This window comes from Streptomyces sp. NPDC041122, assembly GCF_055592445.1.
Genome location: NZ_JBVIYQ010000007.1, coordinates 382,617 through 404,170, shown reverse-complemented (window position 1 = coordinate 404,170; position 21,554 = coordinate 382,617). Strand labels below are relative to the sequence as shown.

19 protein-coding genes and 4 pseudogenes are annotated in these 21,554 nt (G+C 72.1%); 10 read left to right on the top strand and 13 right to left on the bottom strand.

Annotated elements, in window-relative coordinates; all coding sequences use genetic code 11:
* The first annotated feature begins 76 nt into the window (after positions 1 to 76).
* Positions 77 to 667, top strand: coding sequence for a hypothetical protein (locus ACZ6B8_RS26120; protein WP_471608836.1), 591 nt, complete (start codon positions 77 to 79; stop codon positions 665 to 667).
* The gene (locus tag ACZ6B8_RS26115; RefSeq protein ID WP_471071034.1) at positions 664 to 1,119 is read left to right on the top strand and encodes a hypothetical protein; all 456 of its coding nucleotides are present in this window, start codon (positions 664 to 666) and stop codon (positions 1,117 to 1,119) included. The genes ACZ6B8_RS26120 and ACZ6B8_RS26115 overlap by 4 nt, the downstream gene beginning before the upstream one ends.
* 28 nt (positions 1,120 to 1,147) lie before the next feature.
* On the opposite strand, the gene ACZ6B8_RS26110 is transcribed toward ACZ6B8_RS26115, so the two are convergent.
* Positions 1,148 to 1,756 carry a TetR/AcrR family transcriptional regulator gene (locus tag ACZ6B8_RS26110; protein WP_471071037.1) on the bottom strand — a complete coding sequence of 203 codons (609 nt, stop codon included), beginning with the start codon at positions 1,754 to 1,756 and terminating at the stop codon, positions 1,148 to 1,150.
* A 108-nt stretch (positions 1,757 to 1,864) separates the two neighbouring features.
* On the opposite strand from ACZ6B8_RS26110, the gene ACZ6B8_RS26105 reads away from it, so the two are divergent.
* From ACZ6B8_RS26105 to ACZ6B8_RS26095, 3 genes are all read left to right on the top strand, one after another.
* Positions 1,865 to 3,367 (top strand): cytochrome P450, encoded by a 1,503-nt coding sequence (locus ACZ6B8_RS26105; protein ID WP_471608835.1) that lies wholly within the window; start codon positions 1,865 to 1,867, stop codon positions 3,365 to 3,367.
* An 87-nt stretch (positions 3,368 to 3,454) separates the two neighbouring features.
* A complete protein-coding gene (locus ACZ6B8_RS26100; RefSeq protein WP_471071043.1) occupies positions 3,455 to 3,763 on the top strand; it encodes a hypothetical protein in 309 nt (102 codons plus the stop codon).
* A complete protein-coding gene (locus ACZ6B8_RS26095; RefSeq protein ID WP_471071046.1) occupies positions 3,760 to 4,782 on the top strand; it encodes a glutathione S-transferase family protein in 1,023 nt (340 codons plus the stop codon). Before ACZ6B8_RS26100 ends, ACZ6B8_RS26095 begins: the two co-directional genes overlap by 4 nt.
* A 144-nt stretch (positions 4,783 to 4,926) precedes the next feature.
* Here the strand turns inward: ACZ6B8_RS26095 and ACZ6B8_RS26090 are convergent.
* The 7 genes and pseudogenes from ACZ6B8_RS26090 to ACZ6B8_RS26060 form a co-directional block, all read right to left on the bottom strand.
* Positions 4,927 to 5,157, bottom strand: a pseudogene (locus ACZ6B8_RS26090) (hypothetical protein); the annotation flags it as partial.
* Between the two features lie 212 nt (positions 5,158 to 5,369).
* Positions 5,370 to 6,167: a class I SAM-dependent methyltransferase gene (locus ACZ6B8_RS26085; RefSeq protein ID WP_471071049.1), complete on the bottom strand. Its 798-nt coding sequence runs from the start codon at positions 6,165 to 6,167 to the stop codon at positions 5,370 to 5,372.
* Positions 6,164 to 7,363, bottom strand: a complete 1,200-nt coding sequence (locus ACZ6B8_RS26080) for an alpha-hydroxy-acid oxidizing protein (RefSeq protein WP_471608834.1) — start codon at positions 7,361 to 7,363, stop codon at positions 6,164 to 6,166. Before ACZ6B8_RS26080 ends, ACZ6B8_RS26085 begins: the two co-directional genes overlap by 4 nt.
* A 1,059-nt stretch (positions 7,364 to 8,422) precedes the next feature.
* Positions 8,423 to 8,704 (bottom strand): annotated as a pseudogene (locus ACZ6B8_RS26075) (aspartate-alanine antiporter-like transporter); the annotation flags it as partial.
* Positions 8,705 to 8,821: 117 nt separating this feature from the next.
* Positions 8,822 to 8,908 (bottom strand): annotated as a pseudogene (locus tag ACZ6B8_RS26070) (IS5/IS1182 family transposase); the annotation flags it as partial.
* A pseudogene (locus ACZ6B8_RS26065) lies at positions 8,904 to 9,035 on the bottom strand (transposase); the annotation flags it as partial. The pseudogenes ACZ6B8_RS26070 and ACZ6B8_RS26065, both read right to left, overlap by 5 nt.
* A gap of 37 nt (positions 9,036 to 9,072) precedes the next feature.
* Positions 9,073 to 9,648 (bottom strand): TetR/AcrR family transcriptional regulator, encoded by a 576-nt coding sequence (locus tag ACZ6B8_RS26060; RefSeq protein WP_471608926.1) that lies wholly within the window; start codon positions 9,646 to 9,648, stop codon positions 9,073 to 9,075.
* A gap of 203 nt (positions 9,649 to 9,851) precedes the next feature.
* Between ACZ6B8_RS26060 and ACZ6B8_RS26055 the strand changes: the two genes are divergently transcribed.
* Both ACZ6B8_RS26055 and ACZ6B8_RS26050 read left to right on the top strand, forming a co-directional pair.
* A complete protein-coding gene (locus tag ACZ6B8_RS26055; RefSeq protein ID WP_471608833.1) occupies positions 9,852 to 11,273 on the top strand; it encodes a purine-cytosine permease family protein in 1,422 nt (473 codons plus the stop codon).
* A 103-nt stretch (positions 11,274 to 11,376) separates the two neighbouring features.
* Entirely contained in the window at positions 11,377 to 13,044 is a 1,668-nt protein-coding gene (locus ACZ6B8_RS26050; RefSeq protein ID WP_471608832.1) for an amidohydrolase, read from the top strand.
* Positions 13,045 to 13,088: 44 nt separating this feature from the next.
* Here the strand turns inward: ACZ6B8_RS26050 and ACZ6B8_RS26045 are convergent, their stop codons facing one another.
* Complete coding sequence (locus ACZ6B8_RS26045) at positions 13,089 to 14,018, bottom strand: LysR family transcriptional regulator (protein WP_471608831.1); 930 nt, start codon at positions 14,016 to 14,018, stop codon at positions 13,089 to 13,091.
* Positions 14,019 to 14,216: 198 nt separating this feature from the next.
* Between ACZ6B8_RS26045 and ACZ6B8_RS26040 the strand changes: the two genes are divergently transcribed.
* The gene (locus ACZ6B8_RS26040; protein WP_471608830.1) at positions 14,217 to 15,470 is read left to right on the top strand and encodes an MFS transporter; all 1,254 of its coding nucleotides are present in this window, start codon (positions 14,217 to 14,219) and stop codon (positions 15,468 to 15,470) included.
* 80 nt (positions 15,471 to 15,550) lie between these two features.
* On the opposite strand, the gene ACZ6B8_RS26035 is transcribed toward ACZ6B8_RS26040, so the two are convergent.
* From ACZ6B8_RS26035 to ACZ6B8_RS26020, 4 genes are all read right to left on the bottom strand, one after another.
* On the bottom strand, positions 15,551 to 16,768 hold the full coding sequence (locus ACZ6B8_RS26035) for a glycosyltransferase (RefSeq protein WP_471608829.1): 1,218 nt from the start codon (positions 16,766 to 16,768) through the stop codon (positions 15,551 to 15,553).
* On the bottom strand, positions 16,765 to 17,706 hold the full coding sequence (locus tag ACZ6B8_RS26030) for a MerR family transcriptional regulator (RefSeq protein ID WP_471608828.1): 942 nt from the start codon (positions 17,704 to 17,706) through the stop codon (positions 16,765 to 16,767). Before ACZ6B8_RS26030 ends, ACZ6B8_RS26035 begins: the two co-directional genes overlap by 4 nt.
* Before the next feature lie 133 nt (positions 17,707 to 17,839).
* Entirely contained in the window at positions 17,840 to 18,073 is a 234-nt protein-coding gene (locus tag ACZ6B8_RS26025) for a hypothetical protein (RefSeq protein ID WP_471608827.1), read from the bottom strand.
* 42 nt (positions 18,074 to 18,115) lie between these two features.
* Entirely contained in the window at positions 18,116 to 18,772 is a 657-nt protein-coding gene (locus tag ACZ6B8_RS26020; RefSeq protein ID WP_471608925.1) for a TNT domain-containing protein, read from the bottom strand.
* Between the two features lie 294 nt (positions 18,773 to 19,066).
* Between ACZ6B8_RS26020 and ACZ6B8_RS26015 the strand changes: the two genes are divergently transcribed.
* Positions 19,067 to 20,125 carry a hypothetical protein gene (locus tag ACZ6B8_RS26015; RefSeq protein ID WP_471071073.1) on the top strand — a complete coding sequence of 353 codons (1,059 nt, stop codon included), beginning with the start codon at positions 19,067 to 19,069 and terminating at the stop codon, positions 20,123 to 20,125.
* Between the two features lie 169 nt (positions 20,126 to 20,294).
* Positions 20,295 to 21,539, top strand: coding sequence for a lactonase family protein (locus ACZ6B8_RS26010; RefSeq protein WP_471608826.1), 1,245 nt, complete (start codon positions 20,295 to 20,297; stop codon positions 21,537 to 21,539).
* The last annotated feature ends 15 nt before the right edge of the window (positions 21,540 to 21,554 follow it).

The window sequence follows — 21,554 nt, the reverse complement described above, 5'->3', positions numbered from 1 at the left end:
AGCCCCCGCCTTCCCGCCGTAACGTCCGATTCGTCCCCCGACCGTCGTGACTCAGGCGAAGGAAGACCCCTCCCCCATGCCGACATGTGCACCCGCTTGCGCCGGACCGCCGGCCCATCGCGCGGCCCCGCTGACCCGCTCCCTCACACTGTTCCTTCTCGCGCTGCTCACCGCGGCGAGCGGCTTCCTCGTCGCCCCCGGACAGGCGCACGCCGCCCAGGTGCCCGCCGTGGACCGGCTGTCGACGGTCTCGGCCGCCGCCGACGAAGCCTGCACCAGCAAGGACCCGGCCGTCTGCATGATCCGGGAGATGACCCCGGAACAGCGCGAGCAGGCGCGTGAGGTCCGGATCCGCTATCACGGGCTCCTCGACGACATGGAGCGCGTGGCCGACGAGATGCGGGCCGCGGGCGCCTCGGACGAGGAGATCGCCCGCACACTGGTCGACATGCGCAACGACGCGAAGGACATCACCCGCGCGGGCATGTCCCCCGAGGCGGTGAAGGCCCTGGAGGAGCGGAACATGAAGAAGTACGGCAACCCGCTGGGCCCGACGGCGGACCAGCAGTTCGCCCGGTACGGCAGTTGGGGCGCGGTCATCGAGGCCGCCACCCGCAGCAGCGCGGCCGTGGACCAGGAACTCGGTCTGGCGCCCCGCGGCCGATGACCCTCCTGGCGGACTACGACCGGCACGGCCGGGTGTGGGAACTGGCCCCCGTGACGGGGCTCCTCTCCCCCGCACCCGGCGGACACTGCCACGGGTTCGTCCACCTGCCGGGGCCCGACGCGCACGCGGCCACCGCCGTGTACGCGACGGGCCCCGGCGCCGGGACGCTCTGGCTGCAGTACGGGGCGCGGCGCTGGGACTGCGCGACGGTGACCGTCCGGCAGCTCTCCCTTCCCGGCGGCGGCCGCCGGTTCACCGTCACCGGGCCCGACGGCGCCGCGCGGTTCGAACTCCCCTACCCCGCACCGGATCCAGGCCCTTTCGACCCGGCCTACGACTGGCTCGACGCGGTCGCCGACGACTTCTTCCTGTGGGCGGCGGACCGCCTGGCCACCGAAGCGTCCCGCCGTACGCTCCTCGCCCACTTCCTGACGGGCTTCGCCCCGCCGTGACCCCGGCTGTGCCCGCCGCGGTCGGGCCTCAGCGGGTGATCGCGCCGAGCAGCGCCTTGGCGCACAGGTCGCGCACCTGGTCCCGGCTCAGCCCGGGCTCCGCCAGCCACTCCAGGCAGACCGCCACCATGAACGCGAGCCAGCCCCGCACCGCGAGGCGCAGCGCGGGCGCGTCCTGGGTGATGTCCGCGGCGTCCGGGTCCGCGGCGAGAGCCGCGAGGATCTGCCGCTCCTGGGCGGCGAGGCCGTTGCGGTAGACCTCGCGCACCAGCGGGTCACCCGCCGCCTCGGCCCGGTGGAAGGCGCGGAATCCCTCGGCGTGGCTCTCCACATAGCCGAGGAACGCGTCGAGGCCCGCGGTGATCTGCTCGTCGACCGGAAGGCCGGGTTCGGCCGCGGTCAGGCGCAGCATGCGCGCGCTCTCGCGGTGCACGACAGCGGCGAAGAAGTCCCTTTTGGTGGGGAAGTAGTGGTACAGGAGCCCGCGTGAGACGCCCGCGATCTCCGCCACCCGCTCGATCCACACATCGTCGTACGGCTTCTGCGCGAACAGCCGCGCCCCGACCGAAAGCAGCTGCTCACGGCGCTCTTCGGTGCTCAGTCTGCGGCGGGTGCGCTCCTGGGGGTTCGCGGCCATGCGGGCACTTTACTTGACGCGAATTCAATAGCGGTACCAGACTGGAAGCTCCTATTGAATCCACGTACAACAGGCCCAACGGGCCCGTCGGACAAGGGAGATGGGCAGATGGCGCAGACGACGCGGTCCGCGGCGGCACCGGGTTCCGGCCGACCGGGCGGGCAGGGGGCACCGGCCGCCCCGGAGAAGGGGTTCCGCAGCGCCGAGCTGGGCTGGCCCGAGCTGCACCGGATCCCGCATCCGCCGCGTCGGATCCCGCTGCTCGGCGACATCCTGGGCGCCGACGTCCGTACGCCTCTGCAGGACTCGATGAAGATGGCGCGTGTTCTGGGGCCCATCTTCCGGCGCAAGGCGTTCGGCAAGGAGTTCGTGTTCGTGTGGGGCGCCGAGCTGGCGGCGGACCTGGCCGACGAGTCGCGGTTCGCCAAGCACGTGGGCCTCGGTGTCGCCAACCTGCGGCCGGTCGCGGGCGACGGCCTCTTCACGGCGTACAACCACGAGCCCAACTGGCAGCTGGCCCACGACATCCTCGCTCCCGGGTTCAGCCGCGAGGCGATGGCCGGCTACCACCCTCTGATGCTGGACGTGGCCCGGCAGTTGACGGCGCGCTGGGACGAGCGGGAGGCGGCGGGCCGCGCGGTGGACGTGCCGGGCGACATGACGAAGCTGACCCTGGAGACGATCGCCCGCACCGGTTTCGGCCACGACTTCGGCTCCTTCGAACGGTCCGCACCGCACCCCTTCGTCTCGGCGATGGTCGGCACCCTCTCCTTCGCCCAGCGGCGCAACGTCGTACCGCCCCTGCTGACCCCGCTGCTGCTGCGCGGCGCCGACCGGCGCAACGACGCCGACATGGCCTACCTCAACCGCACCGTCGACGCGGTGGTCGCCGCCCGCCGCACGGCCTCTGGATCGGGCGGCCACGGCGACCTGCTCGACCGCATGCTGGAGGTCGCCCACCCCGACACGGGCGAGCGCCTCACCCCGCAGAACATCCGCCGCCAGGTCATCACGTTCCTGGTCGCCGGTCACGAGACGACGTCCGGCGCCCTGTCGTTCGCGCTGCACTACTTGTCGCGCCACCCGGAGGTGCTCGCCCGCGCGCGGGCCGAGGTCGACGAGGTCTGGGGCGCCGCGGGCGAGCCCGCGTACGAACAGGTGGCCAAACTGCGGTACCTGCGCCGGGTGCTCGACGAGTCCCTGCGGCTGTGGCCGACGGCGCCGGCGTTCGCCCGCGAGGCGCGCGCCGACACCGTCCTCGGGGGCGTCCATCCGATGCGCCGGGGCGCGTGGGCGCTGGTGCTCGCGACGATGCTGCACCGGGACCCGGCGGCCTGGGGCAAACACGCCGAGGAGTTCGACCCCGACCGGTTCGCCCCGTCGGCCGTACGGGCCCGGCCCGCCCATGTCTTCAAGCCGTTCGGCACCGGCGCGCGTGCCTGTATCGGACGTCAGTTCGCCCTGCACGAGGCGACCTTGGTGCTCGGCCTGCTGCTGCGCCGCTACGACCTGCACGCCGATCCCGCCTACCGGCTGCGCGTCGCGGAGCGGCTCACGCTGATGCCGGACGGCCTCACGTTGCGGCTCACCCGCCGCGCCCCGGCCGCGTAGAGCGCCGTTGTCAGACCCGTGCGCGAGAGTGGGAGGTGGCATCCCGCAATGCCGTACACGCCCCCCAGCGCAGAGGAGTCGCACGACATGACCGGCACGACGTCCGAGGAACTGCTCGCCGCCCAGGCCTGCCTGCGTCTGCTGCACACGGCGCGCGCCGCGCTCTCCGACTCCGCATCGGTCTCCCCCGTGGCCGCGGCGACGCTGCTGGCGGGTCCGATCGCGGAGGCCGACGAGGCGCTGCGCCGCGCGGGCCTCGCGGGCAACGAGGCGGCACTGATCGACCGCATCTACGATCTGGCCCCGCCTCCGCCATCCCGCGCCGCCGCCGAGGACACTCGTCATCAGCGGGTACCGATGACCCGGTCCTGCGCGCGCGAGAGGAGCCAGTCATGAGTTCGGAGCAGGGCAACGCCTCGTACGGGCACAAGGAGTTCAAGCGGTCCAAGAGCCACTTCGCGGACCGCGTCACGGCGGACGGCGCGGACGGCTGGCCCGTGGAGGCGGGGCGCTACCGCCTGGTGGTGAGCCGGGCCTGCCCCTGGGCGGGCCGCGCGATGGTGGCACGCAGGCTGCTGGGCCTGGAGGACGCCCTCTCCCTGGGCGTCACCGACCCGGTCCAGGACGACCGCAGCTGGCGCTTCACACTGGATCCGGACGGCCGGGACCCGGTGCTCGGCATCCGCTTCCTCAGCGAGGCGTACGAGGCCCGCGAGACGGGGTATCCCGGCGGGGTCAGCGTCCCGGCGATCGTGGACGTGCCGAGCGGCAAGCTGGTCACCAACGACTTCCAGCAGATCACGCTCGACCTCGCCACGGAGTGGTCCGCGCTGCACCGCGAGGGGGCGCCCGATCTGTACCCCGAGCCGTTGCGCGACGAGATCGACACCGTCATGGAGGGCATCTACCGCGACGTCAACAACGGCGTGTACCGCGCGGGCTTCGCCCCCGACCAGTCGACGTACGAGTCGGCGTACCGCGATCTCTTCCGCCGCCTCGAACTCACCTCGGAGCGCCTGGCGAGCCGCCGCTACCTGGTCGGGGACACCATCACGGAGGCGGACATCCGCCTGTTCAGCACGCTGGTGCGGTTCGACGCGGTCTACCACGGCCACTTCAAGTGCAACCGCAGGAAGCTGTCCGAGGACCCGGTCCTGTGGGCGTACGCCCGGGATCTGTTCCAGACCCCGGGATTCGGCGACACCATCGACTTCGACCACATCAAGCGGCACTACTACCAGGTGCACACCGGCATCAACCCGACGGCCATCGTGCCGCTGGGCCCGGACCTCTCCGGCTGGCTGACGCAACATCACCGGGAGGAGCTCGGCGGGCGCCCCTTCGGCGACGGGACACCGCCGGGGCCGGTACCCGCCGGGGAGGAGGTGCCGGCCACGGGGTGGCCCGGGGCCTGAGCACTTCCGGTGGCCTCGGGCCCCCGCCGGGCGGCGGCCCTCTCAGCCCGTCGCGTTGCCCGGGTCCGCGAGCGGCCCCTGGGCCGGGTCGATGAGCCGTTCCTGGGTCCCTTCCCGGGGCCGTTCCGGGAACGGCTCCTTGCCGGGACGCCAGGTGAACTTGTCGCCGCCCACCCACCGCACCGCGTCCGGGTCGTCGAGGTCGTGCACGGTGATGCCCGCCATCGCGGCCGCGTCCAGGACGTCCGTCACGGTCTTCGCCTTGCCGACGACCTCACCGTCGATCTCCACGATGCGGAACGGCGGGTGTCCGGGCTGGACACCGAGCACCGTGATCCGGGGTTTCGCCATGTACAGATACGCGCTTTCGGTCATGCCTGGAACTCTTCCACCCCGACCCGTAGTCCCGCCTCGTCACTCGGCCGCTCGGGCTACGGGACAGCGCTCGTTCAGAGCGTTCAGAGAAGGTCTGAGGCGGTGGCCCCGACCAAGACTCCGGTCGGGGCCTGTGCTGGTAAGCCGCCGCTTCGTCCGACAGGGATCCTTCCTCAGGCACGATGCCTGCTCGATGGGGCTTTGAAGACGCTTCAGGTTCGCGGTTTCGTTCCTGTCACTGTGACCGTGGCCATGCCCAGCTCGAGGAACCCGGGCTGGGAGAGTCGGTCGATGACTGTGGTGACGTCGTCGCGGTGGATGTCGGGCAGCTCCGCGATGTCGTCGGCGAGGTGTTGGAGGGTGAGTCGCCAGAACCGGCCTGCCGGAGTGTTGCCTGCGACGGTGGGGCAGGTGACACGCATCGTGACGTCGCTCAGGCCGAGTTCGGCCAGCTGGTGGGCCAGGTTGAGGGAGGGCGTGCCGCAGTCGGTGCCGACGCGCTGCGCGAGCACGGTGAGAGCGCCGAGGGAGACACGGCGGTAGGTCTCGTCCTGGGTGGCCTGCAGGGGGAAGAGAGCCGGCTCCTCCAGGACCAGGTGGCCGCCCGGGGCCAGCCACTTGGTGATCTCGGACAGGACACGTTCGCGGACCGGCAGGTGGTGCAGCAGCCAGCGGGCGTGGATGAGGCCGAAGGCTGCCTCGGGGAACTGGTCCTGGGTCACGTCGTGGCGGACGAAGTCGAGGTTCTTGCGGCCTTCGGCCTCCAGGTGGCGCAGGTCCAGCTCGGTTGCGGTGACCTGCGCGGAGGGCAAGTGGTCGGCCATCCAGCGGGCGATGGTGCCGCTTCCGGCGCCCAGCTCCAGGCAGGCCGCGTCGCCGGTGTCCGGAAGAGCTTCCAGAACGGAGATGGTGATCGGGTCGAGGGCCTCGCTCAGGGCTTCCAGGCGGGCCTGGTCCTCGTCACCGGCGTGAGTGTAGGGGAGGTCGGTGTGTGCCGGTCGGGTGCTCATGGCGTTCCTTTCAGGTGCGGTGGGATGACGGGGGTGAGATCCCGCGGCGACAAGGTGTCGCAGCGGTGGTGGCCGGTGAGAGCGAGCGCGCTGGTGAACTCGGCCTTCAGGCAGTGCAGGAGATGCTCGACGCCGGCCTGTCCTCCGACGGCCAGCGCGTAGAGCCACGCCCTGCCGACAAGGACGGCTTCGGCGCCCAGCGCGAGGGCGATCAGGACGTCGGTGCCCGAGCGGATACCGGAGTCGAACAGCACGGGAATGCGGCCGTCGACCGCGGTGATGACGGGAGGCAGGCAGTCCAGGGCGGCCACGCCGTTGTCGAGCTGCCTGCCGCCGTGGTTGGACACCACGAGAGCATCGGCTCCCGCTTGGTACAGCTGGGCGGCTTCTGCGGGCGCGCAGACGCCCTTGACGATGATCGGCAGGGTGGTCCAGGAACGTAGCTGTTCCAGATCCTGGGGGCGGAACGTGGGCCTGGTGAAGATGCGGTTCCACGTTTCCGCAGCGGTCTGCGTCGCTGCAGTCGGTTCCTGCCGCGGCTCTATGTCGGCATCCAGCCCGGCCAGTTCCCGAAAGCGGGGGTCCGACAGGTAGTTGCCGAGGCCGTGGGCGGCGAGGAACGGGGAGAAACCGGAGGCGAGTTCACGGGGCCGCCAGCCCGCCACGTAGCAGTCGCCCATGACCATGATCGCGCTGTAGCCCGCGTTCTCGGCACGCGTGACCAGCGACCGGGCCAGCAGTTCGTCGTCGGGCCAGGCGAATTGGAACCAGCGACGGCCCTCCGGCGCGGCCTGCGCCACCTGCTCCAGTGACGTGGACGTCGTCGCCGACAGCACGTGGACCACGCCCGCTTCGGCTGCGGCGCGCGCCGCAGCCTGTTCGGCCTCAGGGTGCGCCAGGCCGGCAACACCCGCCGGGGCAAGCATGACGGGCATGCTCATCGGTGTCCCCATGACAGTGCGGGCCGGGTCGGCGTCTCCTTCCTCGCGCAGCACCTTGTAGATGAGACCCCACCGGTCGAACGCTTCCCTGTTCGCGGCCAGGGTCACCTCGCGGCCGGCGCCCCCCGCGAAGTAGTCGAAATCCCGGCGCGGAAGAGCCGACCGGGCTGCTCGTTCCCACCCATCCATGGTGAATGGAAAAGAGCTGCCACCCTCCGCGAACACCTTCGACTGATAATTGCTGGTATACCCCATGGCCTCCTGCTCTCAGCATTGCGACAGCATCCACATGTGCCACCGAACGAAGTGCTCTGAACCCCGGAGGGCAAACCTCCGGCAGGAACGGAACACGAGACATATCACCGCCACAAAGAAAGGAAATCGCCATCCCGTGGGGGAGCATAATTCGGCGCTTTGTGCATATTTGCCGGCGCGGGGACGGGTTCGCGGGGCAGTAGTTTCCCTTGGGGTGTTCAGCTGCCGACGAGATACGGCCGATTCCACTAGCTCAGCAAGCAGCGCACATTTCAGGCCATGTGCTGCCATCCATATTTCGTCGGCAGCCACCGGGCTTTCCCCAACCTCACGCTGATGCGCGGTGGAGGGCGAGGGCGGCCTTCACCAAGTCGGTGATTCGGTTGGTGCGTCCGACGGGATCGGTGAGGATCTGAACGTTCGTGCCAGGGCGCCTATGTTTCCCGGCGTGGACCGGTGTCGGCGACGATGCGGCCGATCGGCAACAAGGTGCCGTCGAGGATGGCAGACACCTTCGACCACAGTGTTTGCTTCGCCTAGAGCCACGGCGAGCAGGGCTTGACGTGCGGCAGGAAGGCGCGCTGGCACCACGTACCGATCTCCTGCCGCCGGGTTGCCAGATGCCGCGTCAAGAACCGCAGGAGCTTCGTCGTTGAGGGCGATCAGAGGCTGCTGATCAGCAGGTTCACTGTCTCAGTCATGTTCGTAACACCTGCGGTGGTCGCGCAGGACAGGAGGTTTGGTTGCAGGAAAGTGTTCACCGCTATCACACTGTCTCCGGCAAACTTCCCTGCTGTGACAGTTCCTATCCCCGTGGACACGTGGGAGATGGTGAAGCTTCCTGTACCGCCGATCAGCGGGCTCAGGCACGAGGCCGAAACCCCGTTTGTCCACTCCGACGAGTAGGCCTGCCGCTGCTGTTCTCCCCGTTCGCTTCCGAAGTCATAACCACGCTGAGCGGATCATTTTGACCTCCAACCGGTTTCTCACTAGGGTCCCGTGCGCAGCGCTGCAGGACTAGGTTCGCAGCAGATACAAATGCGGAACGGGACGATGAATTCCCTCGTCGGGATTCTCGTCGGGCGCGTCCAGCTCGGCGGCGAGCGCCGCGCTCTCATCGGCCAGGTCGCGCCGGTAAGGGCGGGGCAGCGCGTTCGCCAGCAGCATGACGCACCGGATCGCGCCGAGACCAATGGCCGCCGACTGGGTGAGCGCCGCGCTCATCAGGCCCGCGCCCAGCCCGGGCTTCTTAAGCCCGCGGAAGAACCGTGGGCCGACCCGGCAGCCGAGCGCGAACAGGAACACGATGAAGAACAGGTTCTTCATCGTGTCGTCGAAGCGCCTTCGGGCGCCCAGTCAGCTGCTCATCCTGTCCACCCCACGTCGAGCACCTCGACGGTGTCGCCCGGCACGGTGCACGTGACCCAGCTCGATGCCCCGAACACGACGGTTGACGTTCCCGGCGGTCCGGGTGAAGGCGAGTGGCCGGCCCTGGCCGTCGCAGGCCAGGTGGATCTTCGTGGTCAGTCCGCCGCGGGAGCGTCCGAAGTTTCCACAAGATGCCGTTGACCACCTGGCGGCGGTCCCGCACCGGCCGGCCCATCCGCGGCGCAGCCAGCAACGGCTCGATCACCGCCCACGACTCATCAGTCAGCTCACGACGACGCACCACACCCAGACCAACGGCACCACCACTTTGCGGACATGCCCTAGGGTCCGTCCGCCCCTTCGGCCGCCTGCCCCAGTAGTCGGGCCGCCGCGGACCGCGCGGACGCGAGGGCCCGGGCGCGGTCCGCGTCCCGCTGGCCGAGGACCACGCGCGTGCTCAACCCGTCGAGGAGCGCGAGGAGTTCACCCGCGCGGTCCGCGCCCGCGCCGGGCGCGAAGACGTCCGCGGCCACGCCCTGGGCCAGGAGCACCGTCAGGTCCTCCTGCCAGCCCCGGTCGAGTTCCTCCTGGGCGGCACGCAGCGATGCGTTGGCCCCGGCGCGCGCCCAGAGTTCGATCCACAGCATCCAGCGGGGATCGCGCGGCCCCGTCGGCAGATACAGGCGGAGAAAGCGCTCCAGCTTGCGGGCCGGCGCCGACCGCCCGGCGAGCAGCGCGCGCCGCTCCTCGGTGAGCGCCGCCTCGCTCCAGCGCAGCGCCTCCAGGAACAGCCGGTCCTTGCTGCCGAAGTAGTACAGGATGTGGCCGCCGCTGGTGCCGAGACGGTCGGCGAGCGCCGACATGGTGAGTGCGGCGAGGCCGTTCTCCGCGATCGCCGTCATCGCCTCGTCCAGCATCCGGTCCCGCGCGACCTGGCCGTCCCGCCGTCGTGCCACGTGTGTGCTCCCGCCTCTCCCTGTGCGACGACCCTATCCCCGCGCCGCCGCGAACCGATTTCGGCCGGGGTCTTGACGGCACCGGGGGACGTGCCGCACTTTGAATGCCGTTCTAAGTCATAGAACGGCATTCAAAGTCTGGATGCCGGAGAGCGAGGTCCCGCATGGCGCAACAAGCCCCGGTGTCCGCCGGGATGGGCACGGGAGTCACCAGCGACGAGGTGTTCCGGGTCGAGACGCACGGCATCGACCCGATCCCCGCGGCGGACCGGCACGGCAGCGCCAAGGACCTGTTCTGGCTCTGGTTCGGCTCCAACCTGACCTTCACCTACGTCATCAACGGCGCCCTCGCCGTCTCCTTCGGCCTCAGCTTCTGGCAGGCCACGGCCGTCGTCGTCATCGGCGGCCTCTCCTTCTTCGCCATCAGCGCGGCCGGCCTCAGCGGCGTGCGCACCGGCACCGCCACCCTGGTGATCTCGCGGGCCGCCTTCGGCATGCGCGGGAACTTCCCCGCCGGCCTGCTCAACTGGGTCGTCTCGATCGGCTACACCGTCGTCAACACGGTCGTGGGCACACTCGCCCTGGAGGCACTCCTCGCCGACCTCGGCCTCGGCGGCGGGGACACCGCGCGGGCCCTCGCCCTCGCGGGGACCCTCGCCATGACCTTCGCCGTCGCCATGTGGGGCCACGCCACGGTGCAGCTCGCCGAGCGGTGGATGGCCTACGTCCTCGCGGCGGGCTTCGGCGTCCTGCTGCTCCTGCTCCTGCCGGACGCCGACCTCGGCGCGGCCGGCGCCGGGGGCGGGGCGGACTTCTCCGGGTGGACGCTCGCCTTCGTCGTGATGCTGGCGGGCCCCTTCTCGTATCTGCCGATGCCCGCCGACTACACGCGCTATCTGCCGCCGGAGACCTCACTGCGGTCGATCACGGTGGCCGGGGCGCTCGGCGGGTTCGTCTCGTCCGTCGCGCTCGGCGTGGCCGGGGCCGCCGCCGCGAGCCAGGCCGACATGACGGACGCGGTCGCCGGGGTGGAGGGACTTCTGCCGGGCTGGTTCCGGCCGGTGTTCCTGGTTCTGGTGCTCGGCGGTTCGGTGACCAACTCGATCCTCACCCTGTACTCCTCCAGCCTCAACCTTCAGGTCCTCGGCATCCCGTGGAGCCGGGCCAAGGCCATCGTCATCAGCGTCGCCGTGACGGCGCTGGGCTCGCTGGGCGCCCTGTTCCTGACGGACTTCACCGAGTCGCTGCTCAGCTTCCTCTCCCTGCTGATCATCGTGTTCGCGCCCTGGGGCGGGGTGTTCCTCGCCGACATGCTGCTGCGCCGCTGCCACTACGACACCGACGCGCTGCACACGCGGGGGCGGGAGGGCGCGTACTGGTACCGCGCCGGTTTCCATCCCGCCGGGATGGCCGCGCTCGCCCTCGGCATGCTCTTCGCCGCGCTGACCTGCGACTCCGAGCTCTGGACGGGTCCGCTGGTGGCGCCGCTCGGCGGGGGCGACCTCACCCTGCTCGGCTCGGTCGTCTCCGGGCTCGCCTACTGGGGCCTGGCCCGCCGCTCGGTACCGGCCGCGATGACTGTGTGACGTCACCCGCGCCCCCGGCCCCTACCTACTTTCCCGTACGACCCGAACCCCTCCCTTCCCGTACGACACGAACCACCCGCACCAGCCCAGGAGCTCGCCCCTCATGCCCCGCACCACCACCTCCGTCGCCCCCTCCCCCGCCGACTTGGTCCTGCGCAACGCCCGCATCCACACCGTCGACCCGGATCTGCCCACCGCCGAGGCGCTCGCGGTCCGGGACGGCCGGATCCTGTGGCTGGGCCCCGACGCGGAGGCCGAGGCGTGGACGGGACCCGCCACCCGCGTCGTCGACGGGCGCGGGCGGCTCGTCCTGCCCGGGTTCATCGACGCCCACAACCACGTCCGGCTCGGCTCCGACGACGCCTGTGTGCAACTCGCCGGCGCCGGCAGCCTCGACGAGATCCACGCCAGGATCCGCGCCTGGCGCGCCGACCACCCCGACGCCCCGTGGATCGAGGCGGAGGCCTTCGACTACTCCGCGATCCCCGGCGGCCGTATGCCCCGCGCCACCGACCTCGACCCGGTCACCGGCGACACCCCCGCGTTCGTCCTGAGCTACGACGTGCACACCGCCTGGCTGAACACGGCCGCCCTGCGCCGCCTCGGCGTCGACCGCGACCACACGACGCTGCCGTTCGGGCGGGCGGAGACCGATCCGGCCACCGGCGAGCCCACCGGCTTCGTCAAGGACTTCGCGGTGCGGGGCCTGAGCCGGGACGGACACCGGGCGCTGCGCGCGCTGGGCGTTCCGTGGGCCTCGCCCGACCGCCAGTACGGGCGTCTCGCCAAGAGCCTGGACGACGCGATCGGCTTCGGCATCACCACGGTGGTCGAGCCGCAGAACTCCCTGGACGACCTGGCCCTCTTCGAGCGGGCCCGCGCCGAGGGGCGGCTGCGCTCGCGGATCGTCGCCGCCCTCTTCCATCCGCGCGGCACCACCGACGCGGAGCTGGACGACTTCGCCGAGGCCGCGGACCGGTTCGCCGACGAGCGGCTGCGGGTGGGCCCGCTGAAGCTGTACATCGACGACGTCGTGGAGCCGCGTACGGCCGCGCTCCTGGAGCCGTACGCCGGGTGCGGGCGCCACCGGGGCGACACCTTCTATCCGGCCGAGGAGTTCGCGGAGCTCCTGACGAAGCTGGACGCCCGCGGCTTCCAGTGCTTCGTCCACGCGACGGGCGACCGGGGCATCCGCACCGTCCTGGACGCGGTGGAGCAGGCCCGCTCCGTGAACGGGCCGCGCGACGCCCGCCACCAGGTCGTCCACGTCGAGTGCCTGGACCCGCGGGACACCCCGCGCTTCGCCGGCCTGGGCGTCGTCGCCTGTATGCAGCCCCGGCACTGCGCTCCCGAGATCGCGGGCCCCGGCAAGGACTGGGCGGAGAACATCGGCGCCGACCGCTGGCACAAGGCCTGGCCGATGCGCAGCCTCCACGAGGCGGGGGCCGTCCTCGCCCTGTCCAGCGACTGGAACGTCGCCGAGATGGACCCGATGGCGGGCATCTACACCGCCGTCACGCGCCGCCCGCTCGGCGGCGGCGCCCCCTGGCAGCCCGGCGAGACCCTGGACGTGGCGACCGCCGTGCACGGCTACACGATGGGCTCCGCGTACGCCAACTTCCTTGAGGGCGAGCGCGGTTCACTGACCGTCGGCAAGCTTGCCGACTTCGTCGTGCTCTCCCGGGACATTCTGCGGGTACGCCCCGAGGAGATTCCCGGGACCGTGGCCGAGGTCGTCGTGGTGGGCGGAGAGACGGTCGTCGAACGGTAGGCGGGGGGGGCAGCGGTGGGGCGGGGCGGCGTGCTTCCGGGTGATCACCGCGCCCACGCGGGCGTCCAGGTCCCCGCTCCGTCGGCGGCTGCCCTGGCGGCGCCGAGATGGCGGCGGAGCGCCGTCAGCGCGGGATGCGGGTTGTCGGCGCGCCGGATCAGGGAGTGCGGGTAGACCGGGGTCGGGTCGTGCAGCACGATGCGGCGCAGGTCGTCGTCGGCGGGCCAGGCGAGGCGGGTCTGCCGCCCGACCAGGGTGGCGAGGCCCGGGGACTCGGCGATGGTGTCGAGGAGCGGCTCGGTGCCGAAGTCCGGTCCGGTCGCCTCGATGGTGAGCCCGAACGCGTCGGCGAGCGCCTCGTAGTAGGCCGCCCATTCGGTCCCGCTGACGATGCCGGGCATCCAGATGCGGTGCCCGGCCAGTCGGTCGGGGGTGACCGCGCGGGCACCGGCGAGGGCGTGCCGTGGTCCGGTGAGGAGCTGGATGGGCTCGTCGTGGACCCGCTCGGCCTCGATGCCGTCGGGCAGGTGGCGCACCGGCCGGGTGACGGCGCGGAAGGCGGCGTCGATGGAGCCGGCCTTGACTGCGGTGACGGCCGCGTCGGCGTCGAAGAGCGTCACGACGTCGAGCGGGGTCTCGGGATGCGCGCGGTGGAAGTCGCGCAGCAGGTCGGCCGGTGCGAGCCTGCGGCCGATCACGTCGACGCGCAGCGCGCGGCTGCCGGGCTGTACGGAGGCGGCGGCGCGCTCCTCGGCCTGGAGGAGGTCGCGGGCGTGGGGCAGGAAGGCCTGTCCGTCGATGGTGAGCGCGACACCGCGCGAGGCGCGCGTGAACAGCCGTACCGCCAGCTCCTTCTCCAGCCCGGCGACGCGCTTCGACACGGCCTGCTGGGTGATCGCGAGGTCCGCGGCGGCGCCCTGGAACTGGCCGGCGTCCGCGGCCGCGACGAAGGCGCGCACGGCGTCGAGATCCATGCCCACCACCTTAGCCAGGTCCACGTGCGGCGGACCTGGCGGTCGGACGCGCACTCCGGCGGACCTCCGCCCCCATGCCACAACCGGCGGTTGTGGCGTGCGGGCGGAACGGTTGTTTGATCCGCAGGTCGGTCGCCCGCTTGGATGTCTCCCGGCGGCACGGGGTCGTCCGGTGAGATGTGCGGGGAGCGGCGAGGCATGACGGGGAGGCGGGGCCTCGGGCGGCGGTTCGGGTGGCTCTGGGCGGCGTACGCGGTCAGCTCGTTCGGGACGCGGCTCGCGTTCGACGCGTTCGCCATGATCGCGATCCTGGTGCTGGACGCGGGCACTGCTCAGGTCGCGCTGCTCGCCTCCGCGGGTCTCGCGGTGGGGGCGGCGGCAGCGGTGTCGCTCGGGCCGTGGGTGGAGCGGCGCCGCAAGCGGCCGGTGATGGTGGCGATGGACCTGGTCCGGTGCGCGGCGCTGTTGAGCGTGCCCGCCGCGTACGCGCTCGACCTGCTGGGCTTCACCCAGCTCCTGATCGTCTCGGTGGTGGTAGCAGCGGCCGACATCACGTTCGGCGCGGCGAGCGGGGCGTATCTCAAGGCCCTCGTACCGCCGGAGGATCTGCTGGCCGCCAACGGCCGGCTGGAGTCGACGACCTGGACCACGACCATGCTGGGGCCGCCGCTCGGCGGGGCGGCGGTCGGCCTGTTCGGACCCCTCATGACGGTGGTGGCCGATGCCGTCAGCTATCTCCTCTCGGCCCTGGGGCTCCGCGCGATCGGCCCGACGGACCGCGACGAGCCGCGCCCGGTACGCACCGGCGAGGCGTCCCGGCTCCGTGCCGGTGACCTGCTCGACGGCTGGCGGTTCATCCTCGCCGACGCCGCGCTGCGTCCGCTGTTCTTCAACACCGTCCTGGTCAGCGGCCTCATCATGGCGGCATCGCCGCCGCTCGCCGTCCTCATGCTCGGCCCGCTCGGCTTCGCGCCGTGGCAGTACGGCCTCGCGTTCGCGCTGCCCTGCGTGGGCGGTCTCATCGGCTCACGACTGTCCCGGCCCCTGGTCACCCGGTTCGGGCAGCGGACGGTCATGCTCACCGCCGGCACGCTGCGCGCGTGCTGGTCCGTCGGGCTCGCGTTCGTCGGCCCCGGGCCTGCCGGGCTCGCACTCGTCGTCGTGCTGGAACTCGGGCTCATCACCAGCATGGGCGTCTTCAATCCGGTGTACGCCACCTACCGGCTCGCGCGGACCCCGACGGACCGGGTCGCCCGGACGCTGTCCACCTGGTCGGTCAGCAGCAAGGCCACCGTCGCGGCCATGACCGGCCTGTGGGGACTGCTCGCCGGACTCACGGGACCGCGTACGGCCATCGCCGTCGCCGGGCTCCTCCTGCTGGCCACCCCGCTGCTGCTGCCGCGGGGCAAGCAATGGGCGGCGCCGGAGACGGTCGGCGTTCCTGCCGAGTGAGACGGCGCCGAAGCGCTCTCGCCCGGACAGCGCGGCTCGTCCTCGGCCAGGAAGGTGCCGCTCGGCCTCGGTGTGAGGCTCTAGGTCAGCCGCTCGATCGCCTTCAGCACGTGCCCGGCGCCGTCCTCGGCGGCCATGGCGCGGGCGATACGTCCGGGTCCGGCGGAGCGCGCGTACGTCTCGTCCCGGACCGCGTGGCCGAGGGCCTCCGCGAGACGGGGCGCGGTCAGGTCCTTGAAGGGGATGGGGGCGGTCGCCGCGCCGAGTGCGGCGAGACGGGCCGCCCAGAAGGGCTGGTCCGCCGTGACCGGGACGGGGACGGCCGGTGCGCCCGCGCGCAGCGCCGCCGCCGAAGTGCCCGCGCCCGCGTGGTGCACCACGGCCGCGACCTCGGGGAAGAGCAGAGCGTGCGGCACCTCACCGACCGTCAGGACGTCGACGCCGGACGCCGAGAGACCCGCCCGTCCCGCCTGCAGCACGCCCCGCAGCCCGGCCGCGCGCAGGGCCGACACCGCGATCTCGCTCAGCCGTGCGCCCTCCCCGCCCGCCATGCTGCCGAAGCCGATGAAGACCGGGGGCGGCCCCGCCCGCAGAAAGGCGTCGAGTTCCGGCGGCAGTGCGGTCTCCCGGCCGTGGTGGGGCCACCAGTTGCCGACGACGTCGAGGCCGGGGCGCCAGTCCGCGGGCCGGGGCACCACGGCCGGGCTGAACCCGTGCAGCACCGGCCACCCCGCCCGCTCCTGTCGGGCGCGGACCGTGCCCGGCGCGGCGGCGGGCAGCGAGAGGCGGGCGCGCAGGTCGCATATCGCGTCGGCGTACACGCGGTCGACCATGCGCAGCGAGAAACTCCCAAGAGCACGGTTGCCGAGGCCTCCGAGCGAGCGCGCGCCGCCGACCACGGGCGGGAAGGCCCGGGTGGGGTGCGCCGGCTGGAGGTAGGCCCCCAGTGTGGGGACGCTCATCGCCTCGGCCAGCTGCCAGCCGAGCGGCGCGGTGGTCGTGGAGAGCACCAGCAGGTCGGCGCCCCGCACGGCCGCGTCGACGAGACCGCCGCCGAGCCCGCGGACGAAGTCCGCCGCGGCTCGCATCAGCTCCTTGCGGCTCTCGGCGCGTCGCTCGGCCTGTGTGTTGGCCGGCAGCTCGCGGAACCTCAGGCCCGCGGCCTCGACGAGCGGCGCGAAGGTGTCGTGGGTGGCGAGCGCGACGTCGTATCCGGCCTCGCGGAGCCGGACGCCGAGTCCGGTGTAGGGGGCGACGTCACCGTACGAGCCGGCTGCGGCGATCAGGATCCGGGTCATCGTCTTCCTCCGGGGCTGGACGCGGGTACGGGGCCGAGGTCCGGGCCGGGGTCGCCCGCAGCGCTCGGCGCGGCCCCGGCCGGATCGCAGGTCTCGACCTCAGCTTCAGCGTGAGGGTTGACCTCAGGTTCAGGTCGAGCGTGCGAGCTCACTCCACGCGCTTCACGTGCCGACCGGTTCTCCGCGTTGGCGTGTACGGCGGTACGGAGATACGCGGCGAGCCCCGGGCGCTGCTGGGGTGGCGGCACGACCAGGGCGAAGGCCCGCGGGTCGTCCGCGAAGTCGTCCGCGATGCGCCGATGCATGTCGGGCGGGCAGGGCGTGAACCACCGGGCGATGTGCTGCCGGTGAGCTTCGGCCAGGTCCCGGGCCCGTTCACCCTCTGCCGCCTCCCCGGCGTCGAAGGCCGCGAGCAGTTCTTCGCGCCACCGTGCGGCCTCGCCCATGAGCCGGGCCCAGTCCTCCTTGGAGTGCGCGGCGGCGCTCGCCATGGCCGTCCGATGGCCCGCGCTGTCCCGCCACTTCAACTCGGCCTCGGTGGCGTGACTCAGGTCGAAGGTGATCTCACCGAACACCTCGAACCGTTCCTCGGGGCTGAGGCGCACCCCGGTCCGCTGCACCTCCATGGCCCGTTCGGCCACCTCCACGAGCCGCTCCAGCTTGCCGATCTGCTCGCGGAGCGACCGGTGTCTCGCCTTGAGCCGGGTGAGGGCGTCGGCCTGAGGGTCGGTCAGGAGCTCGGCTATCTCGTCGAGGGCGAAGCCGAGTTCGCGGTAGAAGAGGATCTGTTGCAGCCGGGCCAGATCGGCGTCGCCGTAGAGGCGGTAGCCGCCGGGGCTGCGCTCGCCGGGCGTGAGGAGCCCGGCACGGTCGTAGTGGTGCAGGGTGCGGACGGTGATGCCCGCGAAGCCGGCGACCTGACCGACGGTGTAACTCATGGACCTCGCCTTTCGTCGACGCTCAGCCTGCAGCCTGACGTGACGTGAGGGTCAATCCTGGACCCCTGGGCCCCTGGGCCCCTGGGCCACACCCGGATTCCTCCTCATACGCGCGTGGTGCGAGTCCTGCGCGTTACACGAGCTGACGGAGCATTTGGTCGCAGGCCGCCGCCTCGTCGTCGTGCCGTGCGAGGGGGTGGTGGGCGCCCCGCTCGTACGTACCGACCTCCCACGCCCCTCCTTCGGCCTTGCGCAGATAGACGAAGTCGGGAGGTGTGGGCGCCGGTTCGTGGACGCCCTCGATCCAGTAGTAGCCGTCGGCGACGTGGGCGTCGCGCAGTGCCATAGCCAGTTCTCGGAGGTCCACGGGCCGCTCTCCGTTGCTCCGGGCTCTCGCCCGGCTCGCGTATCAGTTCACAGGGGCGCGGACGGCCTTGAGGTAGCCGTGGTCCAGCAGCCACTTCACGTTGAGGCGCTGTCCCTCGCCGGGGTTCAGGAAGGTCGGGTCCAGCTTGATCTGCCGGCCGCCGCCGGGCTGGGCGAACCAGGGGGCGATGCTGCCCTGCCAGACGCGGAACGGCTTGGTCACCTTGTAGACGTGGTAGTCGCAGGTGAAGGCGGCGTCGCGGGTGTTGAGGTTCTGCGGGGGCAGAGCGCGCGCGGCGTAGGAGTCTCCGGCGGGCGCGAGGTACCCCCCGTACTCGGAGCCGAAGCGGTCGAGCCGCTCGCCGCGCCGCAGACGCTCGGGGTGCTTGTCGACCTCGCCGTTGACGGACCCGAACCCGTCGTTGGGCGGGTACTTCCAGCTGCCGGTGTCCGCGGGGCCCTCCCAGTACTTCTTCAAAAAGGCCTTCGGCGACAGCTTGCCGGTCCGCTTCCAGTGCTTCAGGAGCGGTCCCACGGGACGCTGCCCCGACCTGGGGAGCCAGGCCGGGCCGAGCCGCGAGTCGCCGTGGAACTCCCCTGTGCAGGGTGCGTGCGCGGCGGCCGCGCCCACCGGGGGCGCGGGCACGGCGGAGGTCGGCGCGGCAGGAGCCGAGGCGCTCGCGGCGGGCGCGGCCGCCATGGCGCCGGCCACTCCCAGCGCGGCCAGGACGGTACGGATCCGGATCACACGGTTGTGGTCCACTCGGCAACTCCTCGTACGTGTGCGTGCAGTCGACATGAATCGCTCGCACACCGTATAAGGGTCATCGCTCTCAGTGGTCGGCCCAGCGGCCCACGCGCCCTCGTATGGCCGAAATCAGCCCCGAGCGCCGGGTATCCACAGTGGCCCGAGCATGCCGAAACCGGACGGTGTTCGAGCGCGTCCTGAAGGTCGATAAGGTCGGTCGCTGTACCGCACGAACACGGGGGACGCATGAGCCAGGCGCTCTACAAGGAGCAGTCGTGGAATCCGCTGGCGCGGACCGTCGAGCTGACGGAGGAAGCGCTGGGACGCGGCGGCAAGGTGACGCCGCTCGGTGAGTTGAACCTGCCGGCCATGGCCGAGGCGTTCCTGCGCGGCCACTGGCTCGGCGGCGGCGGTTCGGAACGCGCCCTGGAACGGCTGCCCCAGGGCAGCGGCATCGTCCCGGTCACGCGGGTCACGGGCACCGCCGTTCCCGTAAAGGTGCGCCGGGCGGCCGAATTCACACGGGAGCTGGGCTCGTTGGCGGTGCGGCACAGCGGCGGCGCCGGCCGGTTGACCGCCCTCGCCGAGCAGGCGCGGGCGGAAGGCGTGCCGTTGTGGATGGCCCGCCGCCGCGCCGACGGGCCCGCCGGGCCCGTGACCGTGGCGGTGGACCGCCGGCTGGTGCGCGTGGATGTGTGGGGGCCGGGCGCTCCCGTCGTACGGATACGTGCCCCGCACGGCTTGCTGAGCAGCTCCGCCGACCAGGGGCAGGGGCTGCGGATGACGGTCGGGGATGTGCCGGCCGCCCTGGTCCTGAAGCGGACGACGCGCAAGTCCAAGCGATACGCGCGGATACAGCTCCCCCAGGGAGTCTGGGAGCTCCGGCGGGAGGACGGCACGAGCTCCTGGCTGCTGCGGGACGACCGGCGGGTCGCCCTGCTGGAGCGACCGCCGCGCCGCCCCGACCTCGACCCCGACACGGTGCTGCTCCCCCTGTCGCCCGTGCGCTACGAGAGCCCGGACCCGCTCGACGCCGTCATGGCCCAGGCCTTCGCGGTGGCCTTCGGCCTCGGCAACAACACGGGCACGGCCCGCTTCCGGAGGCGGCGCCCGCAGCCGGACGCCGGCGAACCGGTCGCCTCCGACGACGCGTGGGACCGCCCCTGGTTCAGCAATCTGGGCAACGGCGGCGACGACAACGAACCGGGCGGCGCGGACGGCTGGGGCTCCGACGGGGGCGACGGCGGGGACGGCGGAGGAGACGGGGGCGGCGACGGGGGTGGAGACGGAGGCGGCGGGGACTAGGCGACGTAGGGCCGCGGCGCCCTCACCGCCTCCGCGGCTCGTCGTGGCCACCTCCGTCGACCCACCCCGGCCTCACCGGACACGACAGCCTCGTCCCCCTTGTCCGTCGCCTCATGTACGCGACACTGTGTCTGCCACATCCGTCACCATCGACGCACGAGGTGCAGGTATGAACAGCGGAGCAGGGTCGGACACGGGAGCCGGGAGCGGTCCCGGGCGGCGGCGGTTCGTCGGAGGGCTGCTGGGCGCGGCCGCCACGGGCGCGCTGTCCTCCGTCTCGGCCTGCGGCTCACCGGCCCCGCCGGAACAGTTGCGGCCCGACCGGACCCGCAGCACCGCGGCCTCCTCCACCGGCCGGTCGCGTCACCAGCCGCGCAGCAAGGGGCAGTTGTTCCTGGGCACGTACACCTCGCAGGAGGGCGGCGGCCGGGGCATCGGCCTGGCGACGTACGACGACGCGACCGGCCGTATCACCGCCACCGGCACGCTCACCGGTGTCCCCGACCCCTCCTACCTGGCGGTGCACCCCTCGGGCCGTACCCTCTACGCCGTCGACGAGCGCGAGAAGGGCGGCGTCACCGCCGTCGCGCTCTCCGCCACCGGTGCGCCCGAGATCCTCGGCGCCCGGGACACGGACGGCGCCGGCCCCTGCCACCTCTCGGTGCACCCCGGCGGACGCTGGCTGCTCAGCGCCAACTACGGCTCCGGCAGCGTGGCCGTCCACCCCATCACGGAGTCCGGCGCGCTGGGCGAGCGCACCGACCTGGTCACGCACTCCGCACCGCCGCCGGGCCCGGGGCAGGACGGCCCGCACGCGCACCAGATCAGCACGTCCCCGGACGGCCGCCACGTCCTCGCGGTCGACCTCGGCAACGACACCGTCTACACGTACCGGCTCGACGAGAAGGCGGGCACGCTCCACCAGGTCTCGTACGCGAGCCTGCGACCGGGTGCGGGCCCGCGCCACCTCACCTTCCACCCCTCGGGGCGGTGCGCGTATCTCGCCAACGAGTTGGACAACACCGTCGTCATCTGCGCGTACGACCCCGCCACCGGCCGCCTCACCCCGGGCGAACCGCAGTCGACCGGGACCGGCGAGGGCACCAGCTACCCGGCCCAGATCGTGGTGACCCGCGAAGGGCGCTTCGCGTTCCTCGCCAACCGGGGGCACAACAGCGTCACGCGATACGCGATCGAGGGGGACGGCGCGCGGCTGCGGCTCCTGGACACGGTCTCCGTCTCCGGGGACTTCCCCCGCCAGCTCGCGTTCTCCCCGTCGCAACAGCTGCTGTTCACGGCGAACCAGAAGTCGAGCTCGGTGAGCGTGTTCCACGTCGACGCGACCAGCGGCGAACTGCGCCTCGCGGGCAAGCCGTTCGCGGCACCGGTCGCGGTGTGCGCGCTGCCGCTCTGAGCACCCCTGTGCCAC

Excerpts from the sequence above, each read along its gene's own strand:
- ACZ6B8_RS26020 (WP_471608925.1), bottom strand. The coding sequence starts at position 18,772 with ATGGCGGCCGCGCCCGCCGCGAGCGCCTCGGCTCCTGCCGCGCCGACC.
- ACZ6B8_RS26085 (WP_471071049.1), bottom strand. The coding sequence starts at position 6,167 with ATGAGCACCCGACCGGCACACACCGACCTCCCCTACACTCACGCCGGT.
- ACZ6B8_RS26100 (WP_471071043.1), top strand. The coding sequence starts at position 3,455 with ATGACCGGCACGACGTCCGAGGAACTGCTCGCCGCCCAGGCCTGCCTG.
- ACZ6B8_RS26060 (WP_471608926.1), bottom strand. The coding sequence starts at position 9,648 with ATGCTGGACGAGGCGATGACGGCGATCGCGGAGAACGGCCTCGCCGCA.
- ACZ6B8_RS26120 (WP_471608836.1), top strand. The coding sequence starts at position 77 with ATGCCGACATGTGCACCCGCTTGCGCCGGACCGCCGGCCCATCGCGCG.
- ACZ6B8_RS26040 (WP_471608830.1), top strand. The coding sequence starts at position 14,217 with ATGACGGGGAGGCGGGGCCTCGGGCGGCGGTTCGGGTGGCTCTGGGCG.
- ACZ6B8_RS26055 (WP_471608833.1), top strand. The coding sequence starts at position 9,852 with ATGGCGCAACAAGCCCCGGTGTCCGCCGGGATGGGCACGGGAGTCACC.
- ACZ6B8_RS26030 (WP_471608828.1), bottom strand. The coding sequence starts at position 17,706 with ATGAGTTACACCGTCGGTCAGGTCGCCGGCTTCGCGGGCATCACCGTC.
- ACZ6B8_RS26010 (WP_471608826.1), top strand. The coding sequence starts at position 20,295 with ATGAACAGCGGAGCAGGGTCGGACACGGGAGCCGGGAGCGGTCCCGGG.
- ACZ6B8_RS26015 (WP_471071073.1), top strand. The coding sequence starts at position 19,067 with ATGAGCCAGGCGCTCTACAAGGAGCAGTCGTGGAATCCGCTGGCGCGG.
- ACZ6B8_RS26050 (WP_471608832.1), top strand. The coding sequence starts at position 11,377 with ATGCCCCGCACCACCACCTCCGTCGCCCCCTCCCCCGCCGACTTGGTC.
- ACZ6B8_RS26105 (WP_471608835.1), top strand. The coding sequence starts at position 1,865 with ATGGCGCAGACGACGCGGTCCGCGGCGGCACCGGGTTCCGGCCGACCG.
- ACZ6B8_RS26110 (WP_471071037.1), bottom strand. The coding sequence starts at position 1,756 with ATGGCCGCGAACCCCCAGGAGCGCACCCGCCGCAGACTGAGCACCGAA.
- ACZ6B8_RS26095 (WP_471071046.1), top strand. The coding sequence starts at position 3,760 with ATGAGTTCGGAGCAGGGCAACGCCTCGTACGGGCACAAGGAGTTCAAG.
- ACZ6B8_RS26035 (WP_471608829.1), bottom strand. The coding sequence starts at position 16,768 with ATGACCCGGATCCTGATCGCCGCAGCCGGCTCGTACGGTGACGTCGCC.
- ACZ6B8_RS26045 (WP_471608831.1), bottom strand. The coding sequence starts at position 14,018 with ATGGATCTCGACGCCGTGCGCGCCTTCGTCGCGGCCGCGGACGCCGGC.
- ACZ6B8_RS26080 (WP_471608834.1), bottom strand. The coding sequence starts at position 7,363 with ATGGGGTATACCAGCAATTATCAGTCGAAGGTGTTCGCGGAGGGTGGC.
- ACZ6B8_RS26115 (WP_471071034.1), top strand. The coding sequence starts at position 664 with ATGACCCTCCTGGCGGACTACGACCGGCACGGCCGGGTGTGGGAACTG.